The organism is Enterobacter wuhouensis, from assembly GCF_035835995.1.
Lineage (GTDB): Bacteria > Pseudomonadota > Gammaproteobacteria > Enterobacterales > Enterobacteriaceae > Enterobacter > Enterobacter wuhouensis.
The window spans coordinates 965,923-985,577 of the sequence record NZ_CP142124.1; the positions used below are offsets into that span (position 1 = coordinate 965,923).

The 19,655-nt window shown below is 53.3% G+C and carries 17 protein-coding genes; 16 read left to right on the top strand and 1 reads right to left on the bottom strand.

What is annotated here, in order from left to right; genetic code table 11:
* Positions 1–45: 45 nt before the first annotated feature.
* A complete protein-coding gene (map, locus tag VPX56_RS04610) occupies positions 46–840 on the bottom strand; it encodes a type I methionyl aminopeptidase (protein ID WP_326470169.1) in 795 nt (264 codons plus the stop codon).
* 319 nt (positions 841–1,159) lie between these two features.
* Between map and rpsB the strand changes: the two genes are divergently transcribed.
* The 16 genes from rpsB to dnaE all read left to right on the top strand — a co-directional run bounded on the left by rpsB (position 1,160) and on the right by dnaE (position 19,651).
* On the top strand, positions 1,160–1,885 hold the full coding sequence (gene rpsB / locus VPX56_RS04615) for a 30S ribosomal protein S2 (protein WP_003856207.1): 726 nt from the start codon (positions 1,160–1,162) through the stop codon (positions 1,883–1,885).
* A 117-nt stretch (positions 1,886–2,002) separates the two neighbouring features.
* Positions 2,003–2,854, top strand: coding sequence for a translation elongation factor Ts (tsf, locus tag VPX56_RS04620; protein ID WP_028015579.1), 852 nt, complete (start codon positions 2,003–2,005; stop codon positions 2,852–2,854).
* Between the two features lie 150 nt (positions 2,855–3,004).
* Positions 3,005–3,730, top strand: coding sequence for a UMP kinase (gene pyrH / locus VPX56_RS04625; RefSeq protein WP_131633880.1), 726 nt, complete (start codon positions 3,005–3,007; stop codon positions 3,728–3,730).
* A gap of 167 nt (positions 3,731–3,897) precedes the next feature.
* Positions 3,898–4,455: a ribosome recycling factor gene (gene frr, locus VPX56_RS04630; RefSeq protein WP_131633879.1), complete on the top strand. Its 558-nt coding sequence runs from the start codon at positions 3,898–3,900 to the stop codon at positions 4,453–4,455.
* Positions 4,456–4,548: 93 nt separating this feature from the next.
* Positions 4,549–5,748 carry a 1-deoxy-D-xylulose-5-phosphate reductoisomerase gene (ispC, locus tag VPX56_RS04635; protein ID WP_131633878.1) on the top strand — a complete coding sequence of 400 codons (1,200 nt, stop codon included), beginning with the start codon at positions 4,549–4,551 and terminating at the stop codon, positions 5,746–5,748.
* A 186-nt stretch (positions 5,749–5,934) separates the two neighbouring features.
* Positions 5,935–6,693 carry a (2E,6E)-farnesyl-diphosphate-specific ditrans,polycis-undecaprenyl-diphosphate synthase gene (gene ispU / locus VPX56_RS04640; RefSeq protein WP_131633877.1) on the top strand — a complete coding sequence of 253 codons (759 nt, stop codon included), beginning with the start codon at positions 5,935–5,937 and terminating at the stop codon, positions 6,691–6,693.
* A 12-nt stretch (positions 6,694–6,705) separates the two neighbouring features.
* A complete protein-coding gene (gene cdsA, locus VPX56_RS04645) occupies positions 6,706–7,563 on the top strand; it encodes a phosphatidate cytidylyltransferase (RefSeq protein ID WP_326470176.1) in 858 nt (285 codons plus the stop codon).
* An 11-nt stretch (positions 7,564–7,574) separates the two neighbouring features.
* Positions 7,575–8,927 (top strand): sigma E protease regulator RseP, encoded by a 1,353-nt coding sequence (gene rseP, locus VPX56_RS04650; RefSeq protein WP_326470178.1) that lies wholly within the window; start codon positions 7,575–7,577, stop codon positions 8,925–8,927.
* A 31-nt stretch (positions 8,928–8,958) separates the two neighbouring features.
* Positions 8,959–11,391 carry an outer membrane protein assembly factor BamA gene (bamA, locus tag VPX56_RS04655; RefSeq protein ID WP_131633874.1) on the top strand — a complete coding sequence of 811 codons (2,433 nt, stop codon included), beginning with the start codon at positions 8,959–8,961 and terminating at the stop codon, positions 11,389–11,391.
* Positions 11,392–11,513: 122 nt separating this feature from the next.
* Positions 11,514–12,008 carry a molecular chaperone Skp gene (gene skp, locus VPX56_RS04660; protein WP_131633873.1) on the top strand — a complete coding sequence of 165 codons (495 nt, stop codon included), beginning with the start codon at positions 11,514–11,516 and terminating at the stop codon, positions 12,006–12,008.
* 3 nt (positions 12,009–12,011) lie between these two features.
* On the top strand, positions 12,012–13,037 hold the full coding sequence (gene lpxD, locus VPX56_RS04665) for a UDP-3-O-(3-hydroxymyristoyl)glucosamine N-acyltransferase (protein ID WP_326470182.1): 1,026 nt from the start codon (positions 12,012–12,014) through the stop codon (positions 13,035–13,037).
* A 104-nt stretch (positions 13,038–13,141) separates the two neighbouring features.
* Positions 13,142–13,597, top strand: coding sequence for a 3-hydroxyacyl-ACP dehydratase FabZ (fabZ, locus tag VPX56_RS04670; protein WP_010426706.1), 456 nt, complete (start codon positions 13,142–13,144; stop codon positions 13,595–13,597).
* Positions 13,598–13,600: 3 nt separating this feature from the next.
* Positions 13,601–14,389, top strand: a complete 789-nt coding sequence (lpxA, locus tag VPX56_RS04675; protein WP_131633871.1) for an acyl-ACP--UDP-N-acetylglucosamine O-acyltransferase — start codon at positions 13,601–13,603, stop codon at positions 14,387–14,389.
* The gene (lpxB, locus tag VPX56_RS04680; RefSeq protein ID WP_263610075.1) at positions 14,389–15,537 is read left to right on the top strand and encodes a lipid-A-disaccharide synthase; all 1,149 of its coding nucleotides are present in this window, start codon (positions 14,389–14,391) and stop codon (positions 15,535–15,537) included. The genes lpxA and lpxB overlap by 1 nt, the downstream gene beginning before the upstream one ends.
* Positions 15,534–16,130: a ribonuclease HII gene (gene rnhB / locus VPX56_RS04685; RefSeq protein ID WP_263610076.1), complete on the top strand. Its 597-nt coding sequence runs from the start codon at positions 15,534–15,536 to the stop codon at positions 16,128–16,130. The genes lpxB and rnhB overlap by 4 nt, the downstream gene beginning before the upstream one ends.
* A gap of 38 nt (positions 16,131–16,168) precedes the next feature.
* Positions 16,169–19,651: a DNA polymerase III subunit alpha gene (gene dnaE, locus VPX56_RS04690; RefSeq protein WP_131633868.1), complete on the top strand. Its 3,483-nt coding sequence runs from the start codon at positions 16,169–16,171 to the stop codon at positions 19,649–19,651.
* Positions 19,652–19,655: the final 4 nt, after the last annotated feature.

The window sequence follows — 19,655 nt, forward strand, 5'->3', positions numbered from 1 at the left end:
AAAAGCTATCGCCATTAAAAAAGCCGGCATTTGCCGGCTCTTTTATCACTCAATGTTCGTCAGTATCGCCGGGATGGTGTCATCCTTGCGCAACGTCATAATTTCGCAGCCGTTGTCTGTTACCACAATAGTATGCTCATACTGCGCAGACAAGCTTCTGTCTTTGGTTTTCACCGTCCAGCCGTCTTTCATGGTGCGAATACGGTAATCGCCGGAGTTGACCATCGGCTCGATAGTGAAGGTCATGCCTTTCTGCAGCACCACGCCGCCGTCATCCGCATCGTAGTGCAGAACCTGCGGCTCTTCGTGGAAGACGCGGCCAATGCCGTGACCGCAGTATTCACGTACCACGGAGAAACCTTCCGCTTCCACAAACTTCTGGATAGCCGCGCCGATAGTGCGCAGGCGGATGCCCGGCTTAACCATCTTCAGCGCCAGATAGAGGCTCTCTTGCGTCATTTTGCACAGGCGCTCGCCCAGAATGGTTGGTTTGCCCACGATGAACATCTTAGAGGTGTCGCCGTGGTACTCATCTTTAATGACGGTCACGTCGATGTTCACGATGTCGCCATCTTTCAGCAGCTTTGCGTCGTCCGGAATACCGTGGCACACCACTTCATTAATAGAGATGCAGACGGACTTCGGGAAGCCGTGGTAGCCGAGGCAGGCGGAGACCGCGTGCTGCTCGTTGACGATGTAGTCATTACAGATACGATCCAGCTCGCCGGTGCTGACGCCCGGTTTGACGAACGGCTCGATCATTTCCAGCACTTCAGCGGCCAGACGACCGGCGACGCGCATCTTTTCAATTTCTTCAGGTGTCTTAATAGAGATAGCCATGTAATCTGTCCATCGGTGTCGAATTTTTCGACAATACTAGTCTGTGTTGTCAATGGTATCAGTCAGGCGCACCCCGTGCCAAATTGAGAATCATTAACAGCACACTCCGCCAACAACTGTTGGTTTCTGGTCGTGTTTTGTGGTATAAAGCGCGCCGGACTTCCGATCCATTTCAGATACACAGGCTGGACGGAAGCGACAAATCTCACTTTGTGTAACAACACACACGTATCGGCACATATTCCGGGGTGCCCTTTGGGGTCGGTAATATGGGATACGTGGAGGCATAACCCCAACTTTTAATATAGAGGTTTTAAACATGGCAACTGTTTCCATGCGCGACATGCTCAAGGCTGGTGTTCACTTTGGTCACCAGACCCGTTACTGGAACCCGAAAATGAAGCCTTTCATCTTCGGCGCGCGTAACAAAGTTCACATCATCAACCTTGAGAAAACTGTACCAATGTTCAACGAAGCCCTGGCTGAGCTGAACAAGATCTCTTCCCGTAAAGGTAAGATTCTGTTCGTTGGTACTAAGCGCGCTGCAAGCGAAGCTGTGAAAGATGCTGCTAACAGCTGCGACCAGTTCTTCGTGAACCATCGCTGGTTGGGCGGCATGCTGACCAACTGGAAAACCGTTCGTCAGTCAATCAAACGCCTGAAAGATCTGGAAACTCAGTCTCAGGACGGTACTTTCGACAAGCTGACCAAGAAAGAAGCGCTGATGCGCACTCGTGAACTGGACAAGCTGGAAAACAGCCTGGGCGGTATCAAAGATATGGGCGGCCTGCCAGACGCGCTGTTCGTAATCGATGCAGACCACGAGCACATCGCAATCAAAGAAGCTAACAACCTGGGCATCCCAGTATTCGCTATCGTTGATACCAACTCCGATCCGGACGGCGTTGACTTCGTTATCCCGGGTAACGACGATGCAATCCGTGCTGTTAGCCTGTACCTGAGCGCTGTAGCTGCTACCGTACGTGAAGGCCGTTCCCAGGATCTGGCTTCTCAGGCGGAAGAAAGCTTCGTAGAAGCTGAATAATAAGGTTTCACCCCTTATTAGTACCGTGTATGAATAGGGGCCAATTATCGGCCCCTTTTTTCAATTTATACTGTTTGGCTTATGGCCGGGCAGTTCACATCTCCCGAGGATTTAAGAATGGCTGAAATTACCGCATCCCTGGTAAAAGAGCTGCGCGAGCGTACTGGCGCAGGCATGATGGATTGCAAAAAAGCGCTGACTGAAGCGAACGGCGACATCGAGCTGGCAATCGAAAACATGCGTAAATCCGGTGCGATCAAAGCAGCTAAAAAAGCAGGCAACGTTGCTGCTGACGGCGTGATCATCACCAAAATCGACGGCACCTACGGCATCATTCTGGAAGTTAACTGCCAGACTGACTTCGTTGCTAAAGATGGTGGTTTCCAGGCATTTGCTAACAAAGTTCTGGACGCAGCTGTTGCGGGCAAAATCACTGACGTTGAAGTGCTGAAAGCACAGTTCGAAGAAGAACGTGTTGCGCTGGTTGCTAAAATCGGTGAGAACATCAACATCCGTCGCGTATCTTCCCTGGAAGGCGAAGTACTGGGTTCTTACCAGCACGGCGCACGTATCGGTGTTCTGGTTGCGGCTAAAGGCGCTGACGAAGAGCTGGTTAAACAGCTGGCAATGCACATCGCTGCAAGCAAGCCAGAATTCGTTAAGCCAGAAGACGTGTCTGCTGAAGTGGTAGAGAAAGAGTACCAGGTACAGCTGGACATCGCGATGCAGTCTGGTAAGCCAAAAGAGATCGCAGAGAAAATGGTTGAAGGCCGCATGAAGAAATTCACCGGCGAAGTTTCTCTGACTGGCCAGCCTTTCGTTATGGATCCAAGCAAGTCTGTTGCTCAGCTGCTGAAAGAGCACAACGCTGACGTAACTGGCTTCATCCGCTTCGAAGTGGGCGAAGGCATCGAGAAAGTTGAGACTGACTTCGCAGCAGAAGTTGCTGCAATGTCCAAGCAGTCTTAATGATTGAAAAGGAGCCGCCTGAGGGCGGCTTCTTTTTGTCACCCGTCATACGAAATCAGACAGGCTCCTGTATCGCTGTGCTGATTTGCGACATATCATGTCGCCAGAATTAACCCCCATCTTAATCGTTGACAGTCTCAGGAAAGAAACATGGCTACCAATGCAAAACCCGTGTACAAACGCATTCTGCTTAAGCTGAGTGGCGAAGCGCTGCAGGGATCGGAAGGCTTCGGTATTGACGCAAGCATCCTTGATCGCATGGCACAGGAAATCAAAGAACTGGTCGAACTGGGTATTCAGGTTGGCGTAGTTATTGGCGGCGGCAACCTTTTCCGTGGTGCTGGTCTGGCGAAAGCGGGGATGAACCGCGTTGTGGGCGACCACATGGGGATGCTGGCCACCGTGATGAACGGCCTGGCAATGCGTGATGCGCTGCACCGTGCCTATGTGAACGCGCGCCTGATGTCCGCTATTCCTCTGAATGGCGTGTGCGACAACTACAGCTGGGCAGAAGCAATCAGCCTGCTGCGTAACAACCGCGTGGTGATCCTCTCCGCCGGTACGGGTAACCCGTTCTTTACCACCGATTCCGCTGCCTGCCTGCGCGGTATCGAGATCGAAGCCGATGTGGTTCTGAAAGCGACCAAAGTGGACGGCGTGTTTACTGCCGATCCGGCAAAAGATCCTTCAGCCACCATGTACGATCAGCTGAGCTACGGCGAAGTGCTGGATAAAGAGCTGAAAGTCATGGATCTTGCCGCCTTCACGCTGGCTCGCGACCACAAACTGCCGATCCGTGTCTTCAATATGAACAAGCCAGGCGCACTGCGTCGCGTGGTCATGGGTGAAAAAGAAGGCACTTTGATCACGGAATAATTTCCGTCGACGATAAATACAGGTAAGATTCCGCTTTACTTTGTAGTGGTATCTTACCTGGACGCGCCTTTGGCGCTGTCATGAATTAAACGCGACTATACTTAGCACACCTGTAGCGCTGTGCTGGCGGATAGTCTGCCTGAGACAAGTTTTCAAGGATTCGTAACGTGATTAACGACATCAGAAAAGATGCTGAAGTACGCATGGAAAAATGCGTTGAAGCGTTCAAAACCCAAATCAGCAAAATTCGTACTGGCCGCGCTTCCCCAAGCCTGCTGGATGGCATCATCGTAGAGTACTACGGCACGCCAACTCCGCTGCGTCAGCTGGCGAGCGTTACCGTAGAAGATACCCGTACGCTGAAAATCAACGTATTCGATCGTTCTATGAGCCCGGCTGTTGAGAAAGCGATCATGGCTTCTGACCTGGGCCTGAACCCAAGCTCTGCGGGCGCTGACATTCGCGTTCCGCTGCCTGCGCTGACCGAAGAGCGTCGTAAAGACCTGATCAAAGTGGTGCGTGGCGAAGCTGAGCAAGGTCGTGTTTCCGTACGTAACGTGCGCCGCGACGCGAACGACAAAGTGAAAGCACTGCTGAAAGAAAAAGAGATCAGTGAAGATGATGACCGTCGTTCCCAGGACGACGTGCAGAAGATGACTGACGCGGCGATCAAGAAAATTGATGCGGCGCTGGCAGATAAAGAAGCGGAACTGATGCAGTTCTGATTTCTGTCGTACACTGATAAACGCCGTTCAGAGAGACGTTATGTCTTGCTGGCGGCGTTTTGCTTTTAGCTGATCTAACTTTTCGGGCATCTCATGAAGCATTTAACTCTCCTCGGCTCAACGGGTTCAATCGGTTGCAGCACTCTAGACGTAGTTCGCCATAATCCTGAACGCTATACCGTGACGGCGCTGGTAGCCGGTAAGAACGTGCAGCGCATGGTCGAGCAGTGTCTGGAGTTTACGCCCCGCTATGCGGTGATGGATGACGAAGAGAGCGCCCGTCAGGTGAAAGCGCTGCTGCAGGAATCGGGCAGCCGCACCGAGGTGCTCAGCGGCCAGCAGGCGGCCTGCGACATGGCGGCGTTGGATGAGGTTGATCAGGTGATGGCGGCAATCGTCGGGGCGGCAGGGCTTCTGCCGACGCTTGCCGCTATTGATGCCGGTAAAGATGTCCTGCTGGCGAATAAAGAGTCGCTCGTGACCTGCGGGCGCCTGTTTATGGAGGCGGTTAAGCAGCGCGGGGCGCGTCTTTTGCCGGTCGACAGCGAACACAACGCCATTTTTCAGAGTTTGCCGCAACCTTTTCAACAGAACCTGGGGTACGCTGACCTGGAGCAGAATGGCGTCGTGTCGATTCTGCTTACCGGGTCTGGTGGCCCGTTCCGCGAAACGCCACTGTCTGAACTGAGCGCAATGACGCCAGACCAGGCGTGCCGTCATCCGAACTGGTCGATGGGACGTAAGATTTCCGTTGATTCTGCCACCATGATGAACAAAGGTCTGGAATACATTGAAGCACGCTGGCTGTTCAATGCATCAGCGAAGCAGATGGAAGTGCTGATCCACCCGCAGTCGGTGATTCACTCTATGGTGCGCTATCAGGATGGCAGCGTACTGGCGCAGCTGGGCGAACCGGATATGCGTACGCCAATTGCACACTCAATGGCGTGGCCAAACCGTGTGCAATCCGGAGTGAAACCACTCGATTTTTGCAAGCTGAGTTCATTGACGTTTAGCGAGCCTGACTACGACCGCTATCCGTGTCTGAAGCTTGCAATGAATGCCTTCGATCAAGGGCAGGCGGCAACCACAGCACTCAATGCAGCTAATGAGATAACCGTAGAGGCATTTCTGAATCAGCGGATTCGTTTTACCGATATTGCGACAATGAATTTGTCGGTACTCGAGATGATGGATTTGCGTGAACCACAGAGCGTGGAAGAGGTGCTGGCGGTGGATCAACAGGCTCGCAGTATTGCGCGTAAGCAGGTGACACATCTCGCAAGCTGGTGATAAAGCAAGCACTAGTGGTTGTGCTATTTGTTAGCGTAGGGCTTCGGTGATATAGTCTGCGCCACCTGATCGCAGGTATTTGACTTTACGTGGTCAGGTAAGCCGTGGTTTGACACGGCTTTTTTATGTATAGGCTTCAGTATTCCTGAGTACCGTTAAATCCTTTTCAGGGACAAAAAACGCGTTATGTTGTCTGCGAATCAACCAATAAGCGAAAACTTGCCAGCGCATGGCTGTCGTCATGTAGCAATCATCATGGATGGCAACGGCCGCTGGGCGAAAAGACAAGGGAAGATACGAGCCTTTGGGCATAAAGCGGGGGCGAAGTCCGTTCGCCGCGCCGTTTCTTTTGCCGCCAATAACGGCATTGATGCGTTAACGCTCTATGCTTTTAGCAGTGAAAACTGGAATCGACCACCGCAGGAAGTGACTGCGTTGATGGAACTGTTTGTGTGGGCGCTCGACAGCGAAGTAAAAAGCCTGCACCGCCACAACGTCCGCCTGCGTATCATTGGCGAAACCAGTCGTTTCAACTCACGTTTGCAGGAACGGATTCGCAAAGCAGAAGCGCTGACCGAAAATAATACCGGTCTGACGCTCAATATCGCGGCGAATTACGGTGGACGTTGGGATATTATCCAGGGCGTTCGGCATCTGGCCGAGCAGGTTCAGGAAGGGCTGTTGAGACCCGACCAAATTGATGAAGAGGCGCTGAGTCAGCAAATCTGCATGAATGAACTGGCACCTGTGGATTTGGTAATTAGGACAGGGGGAGAACACCGCATAAGTAACTTTTTGCTTTGGCAAATCGCCTATGCCGAACTTTACTTTACTGATGTTCTTTGGCCCGATTTTGATGAACAAGACTTTGAAGGTGCGCTGCATGCCTTTGCCAATCGAGAGCGTCGTTTCGGCGGCACCGAGCCTGGTGGCGACAAAGCCTGATGGGGGTAGCTTTTGCTGAAGTATCGCCTGATTTCCGCTTTTGTATTAATACCCATTGTCATTGCGGCGCTGTTTTTACTGCCTCCAGTGGGATTCGCTATTGTCACGCTGGTGGTGTGTATGCTCGCCGCGTGGGAATGGGGACAATTTAGCGGTTTTACCTCCCGCACGCAGCGCGTTTGGCTGGCGGTGCTCTGTGGCTTCATATTGGCCCTGATGTTGTTTACCTTGCCTGAATATCACCACGATATTCATCAGCCGCTGGTGGCGGGTTCCCTGTGGATATCGTTGGTTTGGTGGATTACTGCTCTCGTGCTGGTGCTTTTTTATCCAGGATCTGCGGCGCTATGGCGTAATTCTAAAGTGCTGCGCCTTATTTTTGGCCTGCTCACAATTATTCCTTTTTTCTGGGGTATGGTCGCACTGCGCGCCTGGCACTATGACGAAAACCATTACAGCGGCGCGCTTTGGCTGCTTTATGTGATGATTCTTGTCTGGGGGGCTGACTCTGGTGCCTATATGTTTGGTAAACTGTTCGGCAAGCATAAATTGGCGCCGAAAGTTTCTCCGGGCAAAACCTGGCAAGGATTCATCGGCGGCTTGTTTACAGCAGCGATTATCTCCTGGGGCTACGGCGTCTGGGCGAATCTGGAAGTGGCTCCGTCCACGCTGCTGGTATGCTCAATTTTTGCTGCTCTGGCTTCGGTACTCGGTGATTTAACCGAAAGTATGTTTAAGCGCGAAGCCGGAATTAAGGACAGTGGTCATCTGATTCCAGGTCATGGCGGGATACTGGATCGCATTGACAGCCTGACAGCGGCTGTTCCTGTGTTTGCTTGCCTGCTTTTACTGGTATTCGGGACGATTTAACGGAAGGTTTTATGCTGAGCATTCTCTGGAATCTGGCGGCGTTCGTAGTTGCACTGGGTGTACTGATTACCGTGCATGAATTTGGCCATTTCTGGGTTGCTCGCCGCTGTGGCGTGCGCGTGGAGCGATTTTCCATCGGCTTTGGTAAATCGCTCTGGAAGCGCACCGATCGCCACGGCACTGAGTTTGTCATTGCCCTTATCCCGTTGGGCGGCTATGTCAAAATGCTCGACGAACGCGTCGAGCCTGTCGCCCCAGAACTCCGACACAGCGCGTTTAACAACAAAACCGTTGGACAACGTGCTGCCATCATCGCTGCCGGTCCGGTAGCCAATTTCATCTTCGCTATCTTCGCCTACTGGCTGGTGTTTATCATCGGTGTCCCTGGCGTGCGCCCGGTTGTCGGCGAAATTACCTCCGGTTCTATCGCGGCCAGTGCGCAAATTACGCCGGGAATGGAACTTAAAGCGATTGATGGCATCGAAACCCCTGATTGGGATGCCGTGCGATTGCAACTGGTGGCGAAAATTGGCGATGAGCAGACGACCGTCAGCGTATCGCCTTTTGGATCTGACCAGCGGCAGGAAAAAGTGCTGGATTTACGCCACTGGCGTTTCGAGCCAGACAAAGAAGATCCCGTCTCCGCTCTGGGCATTCGGCCACGCGGCGCGCAGATTGAGCCGGTCCTGGCTGAAGTACAGGTCAATTCGGCAGCGAGCAAAGCGGGTTTGCAAGCGGGCGACAGGATCGTTAAAGTCGATGGTCAACCATTAACACAGTGGATGACCTTTGTTACTCTGGTGCGCGATAATCCTGGCACTTCGCTTGCGCTGGAAGTGGAAAGGCAGGGGAGTCCACTTTCGTTAACGCTGATCCCGGATAGCAAATCGGGTGGCAAAAAGGCAGAAGGGTTCGCCGGCGTCGTGCCGAAAGTGATCCCGCTGCCAGATGAGTACAAGACAATACGCCAGTATGGGCCGTTTAGCGCCATCCTTGAAGCCACGGATAAAACATGGCAACTGATGAAGCTTACGGTCAACATGTTGGGGAAATTGATAACCGGTGATGTGAAACTGAACAACCTCAGTGGGCCAATTTCAATTGCCCAAGGGGCTGGGATGTCAGCGGAATTCGGGGTGATTTACTATCTCATGTTCCTTGCGCTCATTAGCGTGAACCTGGGGATAATCAACCTCTTCCCGCTTCCCGTTTTAGACGGGGGGCATCTGCTGTTTTTAGCGATTGAAAAGCTAAAAGGCGGACCGGTATCCGAGCGAGTTCAAGACTTTAGTTATCGCATTGGCTCGATTTTGCTGGTGCTGTTAATGGGGCTTGCACTTTTCAATGATTTCTCTCGGTTGTAAGAGAGTTAGTTAGGAAGAACGCATAATAACGATGGCGATGAAAAAGTTGCTCATAGCGTCGCTGCTGTTTAGCAGCGCCACCGTATACGGTGCTGACGGGTTCGTAGTGAAAGATATTCATTTCGAAGGCCTTCAGCGTGTCGCCGTTGGTGCGGCCCTCCTCAGTATGCCTGTGCGCCCCGGCGATACGGTTAATGATGATGACATCAGTAACACCATCCGTGCTCTGTTTGCCACTGGCAACTTTGAGGACGTTCGCGTGCTGCGCGATGGTGATACGTTACTGGTCCAGGTAAAAGAACGTCCAACGATTGCCAGTATCACTTTCTCCGGTAACAAGTCGGTGAAAGATGACATGCTCAAGCAAAACCTTGAAGCATCTGGCGTTCGCGTGGGTGAATCCCTGGATCGCACAACCCTTTCAGATATTGAAAAAGGTCTGGAAGACTTCTACTACAGCGTCGGTAAGTACAGCGCCAGCGTGAAGGCGGTTGTTACTCCGCTGCCGCGTAACCGTGTTGACCTTAAGCTGGTCTTCCAGGAAGGTGTTTCTGCGAAGATCCAACAGATCAACATCGTGGGTAACCACGCGTTCAGCACCGATGAACTGATCTCTACCTTCCAGCTGCGCGACGAAGTGCCGTGGTGGAACGTTGTCGGCGATCGTAAATACCAGAAACAGAAGCTGGCGGGCGATCTTGAAACCCTGCGCAGCTACTATCTGGACCGCGGTTATGCTCGATTCAACATCGACTCGACTCAGGTCAGTCTGACTCCGGACAAGAAAGGGATCTACATTACGATTAACATCACGGAAGGCGATCAGTACAAGCTTTCGGGTGTTGAAGTGAGTGGAAACCTGGCGGGGCATTCTGCAGAAATCGAATCGCTGACCAAAATTCAGCCGGGCGATCTGTATAGCGGTTCTAAAGTTACCAAAATGGAAGACAGCATTAAGAAGCTGCTTGGCCGTTATGGTTACGCTTATCCGCGCGTTCAGACTCAGCCTGAAATCAACGACGCGGATAAAACCGTTAAGCTTCACGTCAACGTTGACGCGGGTAACCGTTTCTACGTGCGTAAGATCCGCTTTGAAGGTAACGACACCTCTAAAGATTCCGTTCTGCGTCGCGAAATGCGCCAGATGGAAGGGGCGTGGTTGGGCAGCGACCTGGTAGACCAGGGTAAAGAGCGCCTGAACCGTCTGGGTTACTTCGAAACCGTTGATACCGATACTCAGCGCGTGCCGGGCAGACCGGACCAGGTTGACGTCGTCTATAAGGTTAAAGAGCGTAACACCGGTAGCTTCAACTTCGGCGTGGGCTACGGTACTGAAAGTGGCGTGAGCTTCCAGGTCGGCGTTCAGCAGGATAACTGGCTGGGTACGGGATACTCTGTAGGGATTAACGGTACTAAGAACGACTACCAGACCTACTCTGAGTTCTCTGTGACTAACCCATACTTCACCGTTGACGGTGTAAGCCTGGGCGGTCGTATCTTCTATAACGACTTTAAAGCAGACGACGCGGATCTGTCCTCCTATACCAACAAAAGTTATGGTGTAGACGGAACGCTTGGCTTCCCGATCAACGAATACAACACCCTGCGTGCAGGTTTGGGCTACGTGCATAACGACCTGTCTAACATGCAACCGCAGGTGGCGATGTGGCGTTATCTGGACTCCATCGGCCAGTCAACCAGCAAAAGCGGTGATAACAACGGATTTGCGGCGGATGACTTCACCTTCAACTACGGCTGGACGTATAACCGCCTTGACCGTGGTTACTTCCCAACGGAAGGTTCTCGCGTCAACCTGAACGGTAAAGTGACCGTACCGGGTTCCGATAACGAGTTCTACAAGGTGACGCTGGATACCGCGTCCTACTTCCCAATTGATGACGACCATAAATGGGTTGTTCTGGGTCGCACCCGTTGGGGCTATGGCGATGGTTTAGGTGGCAAAGAACTGCCGTTCTATGAAAACTTCTACGCCGGTGGTTCAAGCACCGTGCGTGGCTTCCAGTCCAACAACATTGGTCCGAAAGCAGCGTATTACGGCGGGAACGACTCGGATAACTGCGACAAACCAGCGAAAGATGGCGCGGGCAATGCCAACGTCTGTAGCTCAGATGATGCAGTAGGCGGTAACGCCATGGGTGTTGCCAGCCTGGAGTTCATCACGCCTACGCCGTTTATCAGCGACAAGTATGCGAACTCTGTGCGTACCTCGTTCTTCGTGGATGCGGGTACCGTTTGGGATACCAACTGGGAGAATACTGCCCAGACGCGCGCGGCAGGTATTCCAGACTACAGCGATCCGAGCAATATTCGCATGTCTGCGGGTATCGCATTACAATGGATGTCACCGCTGGGGCCGTTGGTCTTCTCCTACGCCCAGCCGTTTAAGAAATACGATGGAGACAAAGCGGAGCAATTCCAGTTTAACATTGGTAAAACCTGGTAATAATCCGCAGCAATGGAATGCGTTGGCAGTGTAGCGCTGACAACCGGCGATCGGTCAAACGGTCGCCTTGCCACGCAAAGAACGGCACCTCCGGGTGCCAATGGGATGGTAAGGAGTTAATTGTGAAAAAGTGGTTATTAGCTGCAGGTCTCGGTTTAGCGATGGCAACCTCTGCTCAGGCAGCAGACAAAATTGCAATCGTCAACATGGGTAATTTGTTCCAGCAGGTTGCACAGAAAACAGGTGTTTCTGCGACTCTGGAAAACGAATTCAAAGGCCGTGCTGGCGAACTGCAACGTATGGAAGGCGATCTTCAGTCTAAAATGCAGCGTCTGCAGCGTGATGGTTCTACCATGAAAGCGAGCGATCGTAGCAAACTGGAAAAAGACGTTATGGCTCAGCGCCAGACCTTCTCCCAGAAAGCACAGGCGTTTGAGCAGGATCGTCAGCGTCGTTCTAACGAAGAGCGCGGCAAGCTGGTGACTCGCATTCAGTCTGCTGTTAAAGCAGTTGCTGCCGATCAGAGCATCGATCTGGTTGTTGATGCGAACGCCGTGGCTTTCAACAGCAGCGATGTTAAAGACATCACCGCTGATGTTCTGAAACAGGTTAAATAAGTAATGCCTTCAATTCGACTGGCTGATTTAGCTCAGCAGTTGGATGCAGAATTACACGGTGATGGCGATATCGTCATCACCGCTGTTGCGTCCATGCAATCGGCTAAAGCTGGCAACATTACCTTCATGGTAAGCCCTAAGTACCGTGAACATCTGGCTCAATGCCAGGCGTCAGCTGTTGTTCTGACGCAGGACGATATTCCGTTTGCCGCAAGCGCTGCATTGGTAGTGAAAAATCCCTACCTGACGTATGCACGTATGGCTCAAATTCTTGATACCACGCCGCAGCCGGCGCAGAACATTGCTGCCAGCGCAGCAATCGATGCGACGGCGACGCTGGGTAGTAACGTAGCGATCGGCGCTAACGTCGTTATCGAGTCCGGCGTTGTTCTGAGCGATAACGTTGTCATTGGCCCGGGCTGCTTCGTTGGCAAAAATACCAAAATCGGTGCGGGCACCCGTTTATGGGCTAACGTCTCCGTTTACCATGAAGTCGACATCGGCGAAAATTGCCTCATTCAGTCCAGCACAGTGATTGGTTCGGACGGTTTTGGCTACGCTAACGATCGTGGTAACTGGGTGAAGATCCCGCAGCTTGGTCGCGTGATTATTGGCGATCGTGTCGAGATCGGCGCCTGTACCACGATTGACCGTGGTGCGCTTGACGATACCGTGATCGGCAATGGTGTTATCATTGATAATCAGTGCCAGATTGCACATAACGTTGTGATTGGCGACAATACCGCGGTTGCGGGGGGCGTGATCATGGCTGGTAGCCTGAAAATTGGCCGCTACTGCATGATTGGTGGTGCCAGCGTGATCAATGGCCATATGGAAATATGCGACAAAGTGACGGTGACAGGTATGGGCATGGTAATGCGTCCTATCACTGAACCAGGCGTCTATTCCTCTGGTATTCCGCTGCAACCGAACAAGGTATGGCGTAAAACAGCTGCTCTGGTGATGAATATTGATGATATGAGCAAGCGCCTCAAAGCGATTGAGCGCAAGATCGATCAACAAGACTAAGCGTTCATCCGTTTTAACGCTAATTTTCCCGGCCTGTCGGCTTTTTTATAAACCGGCAGGCCGTGTTATTATTGCTACTTAGTACATTAGACAGGAAGAGTATTTTGACTACTGACACTCATACTCTGCATATTGAAGAGATTTTAGAACTTCTGCCGCATCGCTACCCGTTCTTACTGGTAGATCGTGTGCTGGATTTTGAAGAAGGTCGTTTTCTGCGCGCAGTGAAAAATGTCTCCGTTAACGAGCCGTTCTTCCAGGGACACTTCCCTGGTAAGCCAATCTTCCCGGGTGTGTTGATCCTGGAAGCGATGGCTCAAGCTACCGGTATTCTGGCGTTTAAAAGCGTTGGTAAACTGGAGCCGGGTGAACTGTATTACTTCGCAGGTATTGATGAAGCACGCTTTAAGCGCCCAGTCGTACCTGGTGATCAGATGATCATGGAAGTCACTTTTGAAAAAACGCGTCGTGGCCTGACTCGCTTCAAAGGCGTAGCGCTGGTTGACGGCAAAGTTGTTTGCGAAGCGACGATGATGTGTGCTCGTAGCCGGGAGTCCTGATACGTGATTGATAAATCTGCCTTTATTCATCCTACTGCCATCGTGGAAACCGGTGCCATCATTGGTGCTAACGTCCACGTTGGCCCGTTCTGTATTGTTGGACCCCATGTCGAAATTGGTGAGGGTACAGTACTGAAATCTCACGTTGTGGTGAATGGTCACACGACCATTGGCTGCAATAACGAGATCTATCAGTTCGCCTCCATCGGCGAAGTTAACCAGGATCTGAAATATGCTGGTGAGTCGACCCGTCTGGAAATTGGCGATCGTAACCGTATTCGCGAAAGCGTCACCATTCATCGTGGAACAGTACAGGGTGGTGGGTTGACGAAGGTGGGCAGCGATAACCTGTTTATGGTTAATGCGCATATCGCGCATGACTGTACCGTAGGTGACCGCTGTATTCTTGCCAACAACGCAACGCTGGCAGGACACGTATCGGTTGATGATTTCGCAATTATTGGCGGCATGACCGCAGTCCATCAGTTCTGCATCATTGGTGCACACGTGATGGTCGGTGGGTGCTCAGGTGTGGCGCAGGACGTCCCACCTTACGTGATTGCGCAGGGCAACCATGCCACGCCGTTTGGCGTGAACATCGAAGGCCTCAAGCGTCGTGGCTTTAGCCGCGAAGCGATTACAGCGATCCGCAACGCGTACAAGCAGTTGTACCGTAGCGGTAAAACGCTGGAAGAGGCGAAGCCGGAAATTGCCGAGCTGGCGAATAAGCACCCGGAAGTGAACGCGTTCATGGAGTTCTTTGACCGTTCAACAAGGGGTCTGATTCGTTAATGGTCGACAGTCGTCCGCTTACGATAGCCCTGGTCGCCGGAGAAACCTCCGGCGATATTCTTGGTGCAGGTCTTATCCGTGCGCTCAAGGCACGCGTACCTAACGCCCGTTTCGTTGGCGTGGCGGGTCCGTTGATGCAGGCCGAGGGCTGTGAAGCCTGGTACGAAATGGAAGAGCTGGCCGTGATGGGCATCGTTGAGGTGCTGGGGCGCTTACGCCGCCTGCTGCATATTCGTGCCGATCTCACCCGCCGTTTTACCGATCTTAAACCCGACGTGTTTGTTGGGATCGATGCGCCTGATTTCAACATTACCCTTGAAGGGAATTTGAAAAAACAGGGAATTAAAACCATCCACTATGTCAGTCCGTCCGTCTGGGCGTGGCGACAGAAACGCGTTTTCAAAATTGGACGATCAACCAATCTGGTGCTGGCGTTCTTGCCTTTTGAAAAAGCGTTTTACGACAGATTTAACGTTCCATGCCGCTTTATCGGCCATACCATGGCGGATGCTATGCCGCTGGACCCGGATAAAAACGCGGCCCGCGACGTGCTGGGAATTTCCCATGATGCGCACTGCCTGGCCCTGCTGCCGGGAAGCCGCGGTGCAGAAGTTGAAATGCTCAGCGCTGATTTCCTGAAAACAGCACAAATTCTTCGCCAGACCTATCCGGACCTTGAAGTGGTCGTCCCGCTGGTTAATCCCAAACGCCGCGAGCAGTTTGAACGTATAAAAGCCGAAGTAGCGCCAGATCTGCATGTTCATCTTCTGGACGGGAAGGGTCGTGAGGCAATGGTCGCGAGCGATGCTGCACTGCTGGCCTCCGGCACGGCAGCCCTGGAGTGTATGCTGGCGAAATGCCCGATGGTGGTGGGCTATCGTATGAAGCCGTTCACCTTCTGGCTGGCAAAACGTTTGGTGAAAACGGACTATGTTTCACTGCCCAACCTGCTTGCCGGGCGCGAGCTGGTGAAGGAACTCTTGCAGGATGAGTGTCAGCCGCAGGCGTTAGCCGATGCGCTGCTGCCCCTGATTGCCAACGGCAAGACCAGCCACCAGATGCACGATACCTTCCGCGAACTGCACCAGCAGATCCGCTGTAATGCCGATGAGCAGGCGGCTGACGCGGTGCTGGAGTTAGCAAAATGATGGAATTTGTTTATCCACATACGCACCTCGTGGCGGGCGTGGATGAAGTAGGGCGCGGTCCGTTGGTCGGCGCAGTGGTCACTGCTGCGGTGATACTCGATCCTGCGCGCCCGATTATCGGGTTAAATGACTCTAAAAAATTGTCTGAAAAACGCCGGCTGGCGCTGTTTGACGAAATCACAGAAAATGCGTTGGCCTGGAGTCTGGGGCGCGCCGAGCCGCATGAGATCGACGAGCTGAACATCCTTCATGCCACCATGCTGGCGATGCAGCGCGCCGTTGCCGGGCTCAGGATTGTGCCTGAATATGTGCTGATTGACGGTAATCGTTGCCCACCGCTCCCGATGCCTTCAATGGCGGTTGTGAAAGGTGACAGCCGGGTTGCCGAAATCAGCGCGGCGTCTATCATTGCCAAAGTGACGCGCGACGCCGAAATGGCCGCGCTTGACCTCACTTATCCTGCGTATGGTTTCGCCCAGCACAAGGGATATCCAACCGCTTTCCACCTGGAAAAGCTGGCTGAACATGGCGCAACTGAACATCACCGACGCAGTTTTGGCCCGGTGAAACGTGCGCTGGGACTGGTGTCCTGAATCAAGACGCAAGCAATTAAGTAACGCGGAATCTGAAGATGGCTGAACCACGTTTCGTACACCTGCGGGTGCATAGCGACTACTCCATGATTGATGGGCTGGCGAAGACCGGGCCGCTGGTGAAAAAGGCGGCCTCGCTTGGCATGCCTGCGCTGGCGATCACCGATTTTACCAACCTGTGTGGCCTGGTGAAGTTTTACGGAACGGCGCATGGCGCGGGTATAAAACCTATCGTCGGTGCGGATTTTCACGTGCAGAGCGACGTGCTCGGCGATGAAATGACCCAGATTTCCGTGCTGGCAATGAACAACACGGGTTACCAGAATCTCACTCTGCTGATTTCAAAGGCGTACCAGCGCGGCTACGGCGCACTTGGCCCGTGGATCGACCGCGACTGGCTGGCAGAGCTGAACGAAGGGCTGCTGCTGATTTCCGGCGGTCGTATGGGCGACGTAGGCAAAAGCCTGATGCGTGGCAACAGCGCGCTGGTGGATCAGTGCGTCTCGTTCTATGAAGAATATTTTCCGGATCGCTACTATCTGGAGCTGATCCGTACCGGACGCGCCGACGAAGAGAGCTATCTGCATGCGGCGGTCGCTCTGGCGGAAGAGCGCGGCCTGCCCGTTGTGGCGACCAACGACGTGCGTTTCCTCGAACCGGGCGACTTTGACGCGCATGAAATTCGCGTTGCGATCCACGACGGCTTTACCCTCGACGATCCCAAACGTCCGCGCAACTACTCCTCGCAGCAGTATATGCGCAGCGAAGATGAGATGTGTGAACTCTTCTCCGACATTCCGGAAGCGCTGGAAAACAGCGTTGAGATCGCCAAACGCTGCAACGTGACCGTGCGTCTGGGCGAATATTTCCTGCCGCAGTTCCCGACGGGCGACATGACCACGGAAGATTTCCTGGTCGTAAAATCGAAGGAGGGCCTGGAAGAGCGTCTTGAATTCCTCTTCCCGGACGAAGCGGTTCGCAAAGAGAAGCGCCCGCCTTACGATGAACGTCTGGATATTGAGCTGCAGGTTATCAACCAGATGGGCTTCCCGGGCTACTTCCTGATCGTGATGGAGTTTATCCAGTGGTCGAAAGATAACGGCGTGCCGGTAGGCCCGGGCCGTGGTTCCGGTGCGGGATCGCTTGTGGCCTATGCGCTTAAAATTACCGACCTCGACCCGCTGGAGTTTGACCTGCTGTTCGAACGTTTCCTCAACCCGGAACGTGTTTCCATGCCCGACTTCGACGTCGACTTCTGCATGGAGAAACGCGACCAGGTGATCGAGCACGTGGCGGACATGTACGGTCGTGACGCGGTATCGCAGATCATTACCTTCGGTACGATGGCGGCCAAGGCGGTTATCCGTGACGTGGGGCGCGTGCTGGGCCACCCGTACGGGTTTGTCGATCGCATCTCTAAGCTGGTGCCGCCCGATCCGGGCATGACGCTGGCAAAAGCGTTTGAAGCCGAACCACAGCTGCCGGAAATCTACGAAGCCGACGAAGAAGTTAAAGCGCTGATCGACATGGCGCGCAAGCTGGAAGGCGTCACGCGTAACGCCGGTAAGCATGCGGGGGGCGTGGTTATCGCGCCGACCAAAATTACCGACTTCGCACCGCTCTACTGCGACGAAGCGGGTGAGCACCCGGTTACTCAGTTTGATAAGAACGACGTGGAATACGCCGGGCTGGTGAAGTTTGACTTCCTCGGCCTGCGTACGCTGACGATCATCGACTGGGCGCTGAAGATGATCAACCCGCGCCGGGAGAAGCAGGGCCTTGAGCCTATAGACATTGCCGCCATCCCGCTGGATGACAAGAAAAGTTTCGACATGCTGCAGCGCTCGGAGACGACGGCCGTCTTCCAGCTTGAATCCCGCGGCATGAAAGATTTGATTAAGCGTCTGCAGCCCGACTGCTTCGAAGATATGATCGCGCTGGTGGCCCTGTTCCGTCCGGGCCCGCTGCAGTCGGGGATGGTAGATAACTTTATCGACCGTAAGCACGGGCGCGAAGAGATTTCTTACCCGGACGTTCAGTGGCAGCACGAATGCCTGAAGCCGGTACTGGAGCCTACCTACGGCATCATCCTGTACCAGGAACAGGTTATGCAGATTGCCCAGGTGCTCTCTGGCTACACCCTTGGCGGCGCGGACATGCTGCGTCGTGCGATGGGTAAGAAAAAGCCGGAAGAGATGGCCAAGCAGCGCGGCACCTTCGAAGAAGGCGCGAGAAAAAACGGTATTGATGGCGAACTGGCGATTAAAATCTTTGACCTGGTCGAAAAATTCGCCGGGTACGGATTCAACAAATCCCACTCCGCTGCCTACGCGTTGGTTTCATATCAAACGCTTTGGCTGAAGGCGCACTATCCTGCAGAATTTATGGCGGCGGTAATGACCGCCGATATGGACAATACCGAGAAGGTGGTTGGCCTGGTGGACGAGTGCTGGCGTATGGGGCTTAAAATCCTGCCGCCGGATATTAACTCGGGTCTGTATCATTTCCACGTTAATGAACACGGGGAAATTGTTTACGGTATCGGCGCGATCAAAGGCGTGGGTGAAGGCCCGATCGAGGCGATCATCGAGGCGCGTAACAACGGCGGTTACTTCCGCGAGCTGTTCGATCTTTGCGCCCGTACGGATACCAAAAAACTGAACCGCCGCGTGCTCGAAAAACTGATCATGTCCGGGGCGTTCGACAGGCTGGGGCCGCACCGTGCCGCGCTGATGAACTCGCTTGGCGATGCATTAAAAGCGGCGGATCAGCACGCAAAAGCGGAAGCCATCGGCCAGGCGGATATGTTTGGCGTACTGGCAGAAGAGCCAGAGCAGATTGAGCAGTCATACTCAAACTGCCAACCCTGGCCAGAACAGGTTGTGCTGGATGGGGAACGTGAAACGTTAGGCTTGTACCTGACGGGGCACCCGATCAACCAGTATATTAAAGAAATTGAGCGCTATGTCGGCGGCAACAGGCTAAAAGACATGCATCCGACAGATCGTGGTAAAATCACCACGGCTGCGGGGCTCGTGATTGCTGCAAGGGTAATGGTCACCAAGCGCGGCAATCGTATCGGCATCTGTACGCTGGATGACCGTTCCGGGCGTCTGGAGGTGATGTTGTTCACCGACGCGCTGGATAAATACCAGCAATTGCTGGAAAAAGACCGCATACTTATCGTCAGCGGACAGGTCAGCTTTGATGACTTCAGCGGGGGGCTTAAAATGACCGCCCGCGAAGTGATGGACATTGACGAAGCCCGTGAAAAATATGCTCGCGGGCTTGCTATCTCGCTGACGGACAGGCAAATTGATGACCAGCTTTTAAACCGACTCCGTCAGTCTCTGGAACCCCACCGCTCGGGGACCATTCCAGTACATCTCTACTATCAGAGGGCGGATGCACGTGCGCGGTTGCGCTTTGGTGCAACGTGGCGTGTCTCTCCGAGCGATCGTTTACTTAACGATCTGCGTGGCCTCATTGGTTCGGAGCAGGTGGAACTGGAGTTTGACTAATACA

Coding starts and splice junctions, on each gene's coding strand:
- map (WP_326470169.1), bottom strand. CDS start 840: ATGGCTATCTCTATTAAGACACCTGAAGAAATTGAAAAGATGCGCGTC.
- rpsB (WP_003856207.1), top strand. CDS start 1,160: ATGGCAACTGTTTCCATGCGCGACATGCTCAAGGCTGGTGTTCACTTT.
- tsf (WP_028015579.1), top strand. CDS start 2,003: ATGGCTGAAATTACCGCATCCCTGGTAAAAGAGCTGCGCGAGCGTACT.
- pyrH (WP_131633880.1), top strand. CDS start 3,005: ATGGCTACCAATGCAAAACCCGTGTACAAACGCATTCTGCTTAAGCTG.
- ispC (WP_131633878.1), top strand. CDS start 4,549: ATGAAGCATTTAACTCTCCTCGGCTCAACGGGTTCAATCGGTTGCAGC.
- ispU (WP_131633877.1), top strand. CDS start 5,935: ATGTTGTCTGCGAATCAACCAATAAGCGAAAACTTGCCAGCGCATGGC.
- rseP (WP_326470178.1), top strand. CDS start 7,575: ATGCTGAGCATTCTCTGGAATCTGGCGGCGTTCGTAGTTGCACTGGGT.
- bamA (WP_131633874.1), top strand. CDS start 8,959: ATGGCGATGAAAAAGTTGCTCATAGCGTCGCTGCTGTTTAGCAGCGCC.
- lpxD (WP_326470182.1), top strand. CDS start 12,012: ATGCCTTCAATTCGACTGGCTGATTTAGCTCAGCAGTTGGATGCAGAA.
- lpxB (WP_263610075.1), top strand. CDS start 14,389: ATGGTCGACAGTCGTCCGCTTACGATAGCCCTGGTCGCCGGAGAAACC.
- rnhB (WP_263610076.1), top strand. CDS start 15,534: ATGATGGAATTTGTTTATCCACATACGCACCTCGTGGCGGGCGTGGAT.
- dnaE (WP_131633868.1), top strand. CDS start 16,169: ATGGCTGAACCACGTTTCGTACACCTGCGGGTGCATAGCGACTACTCC.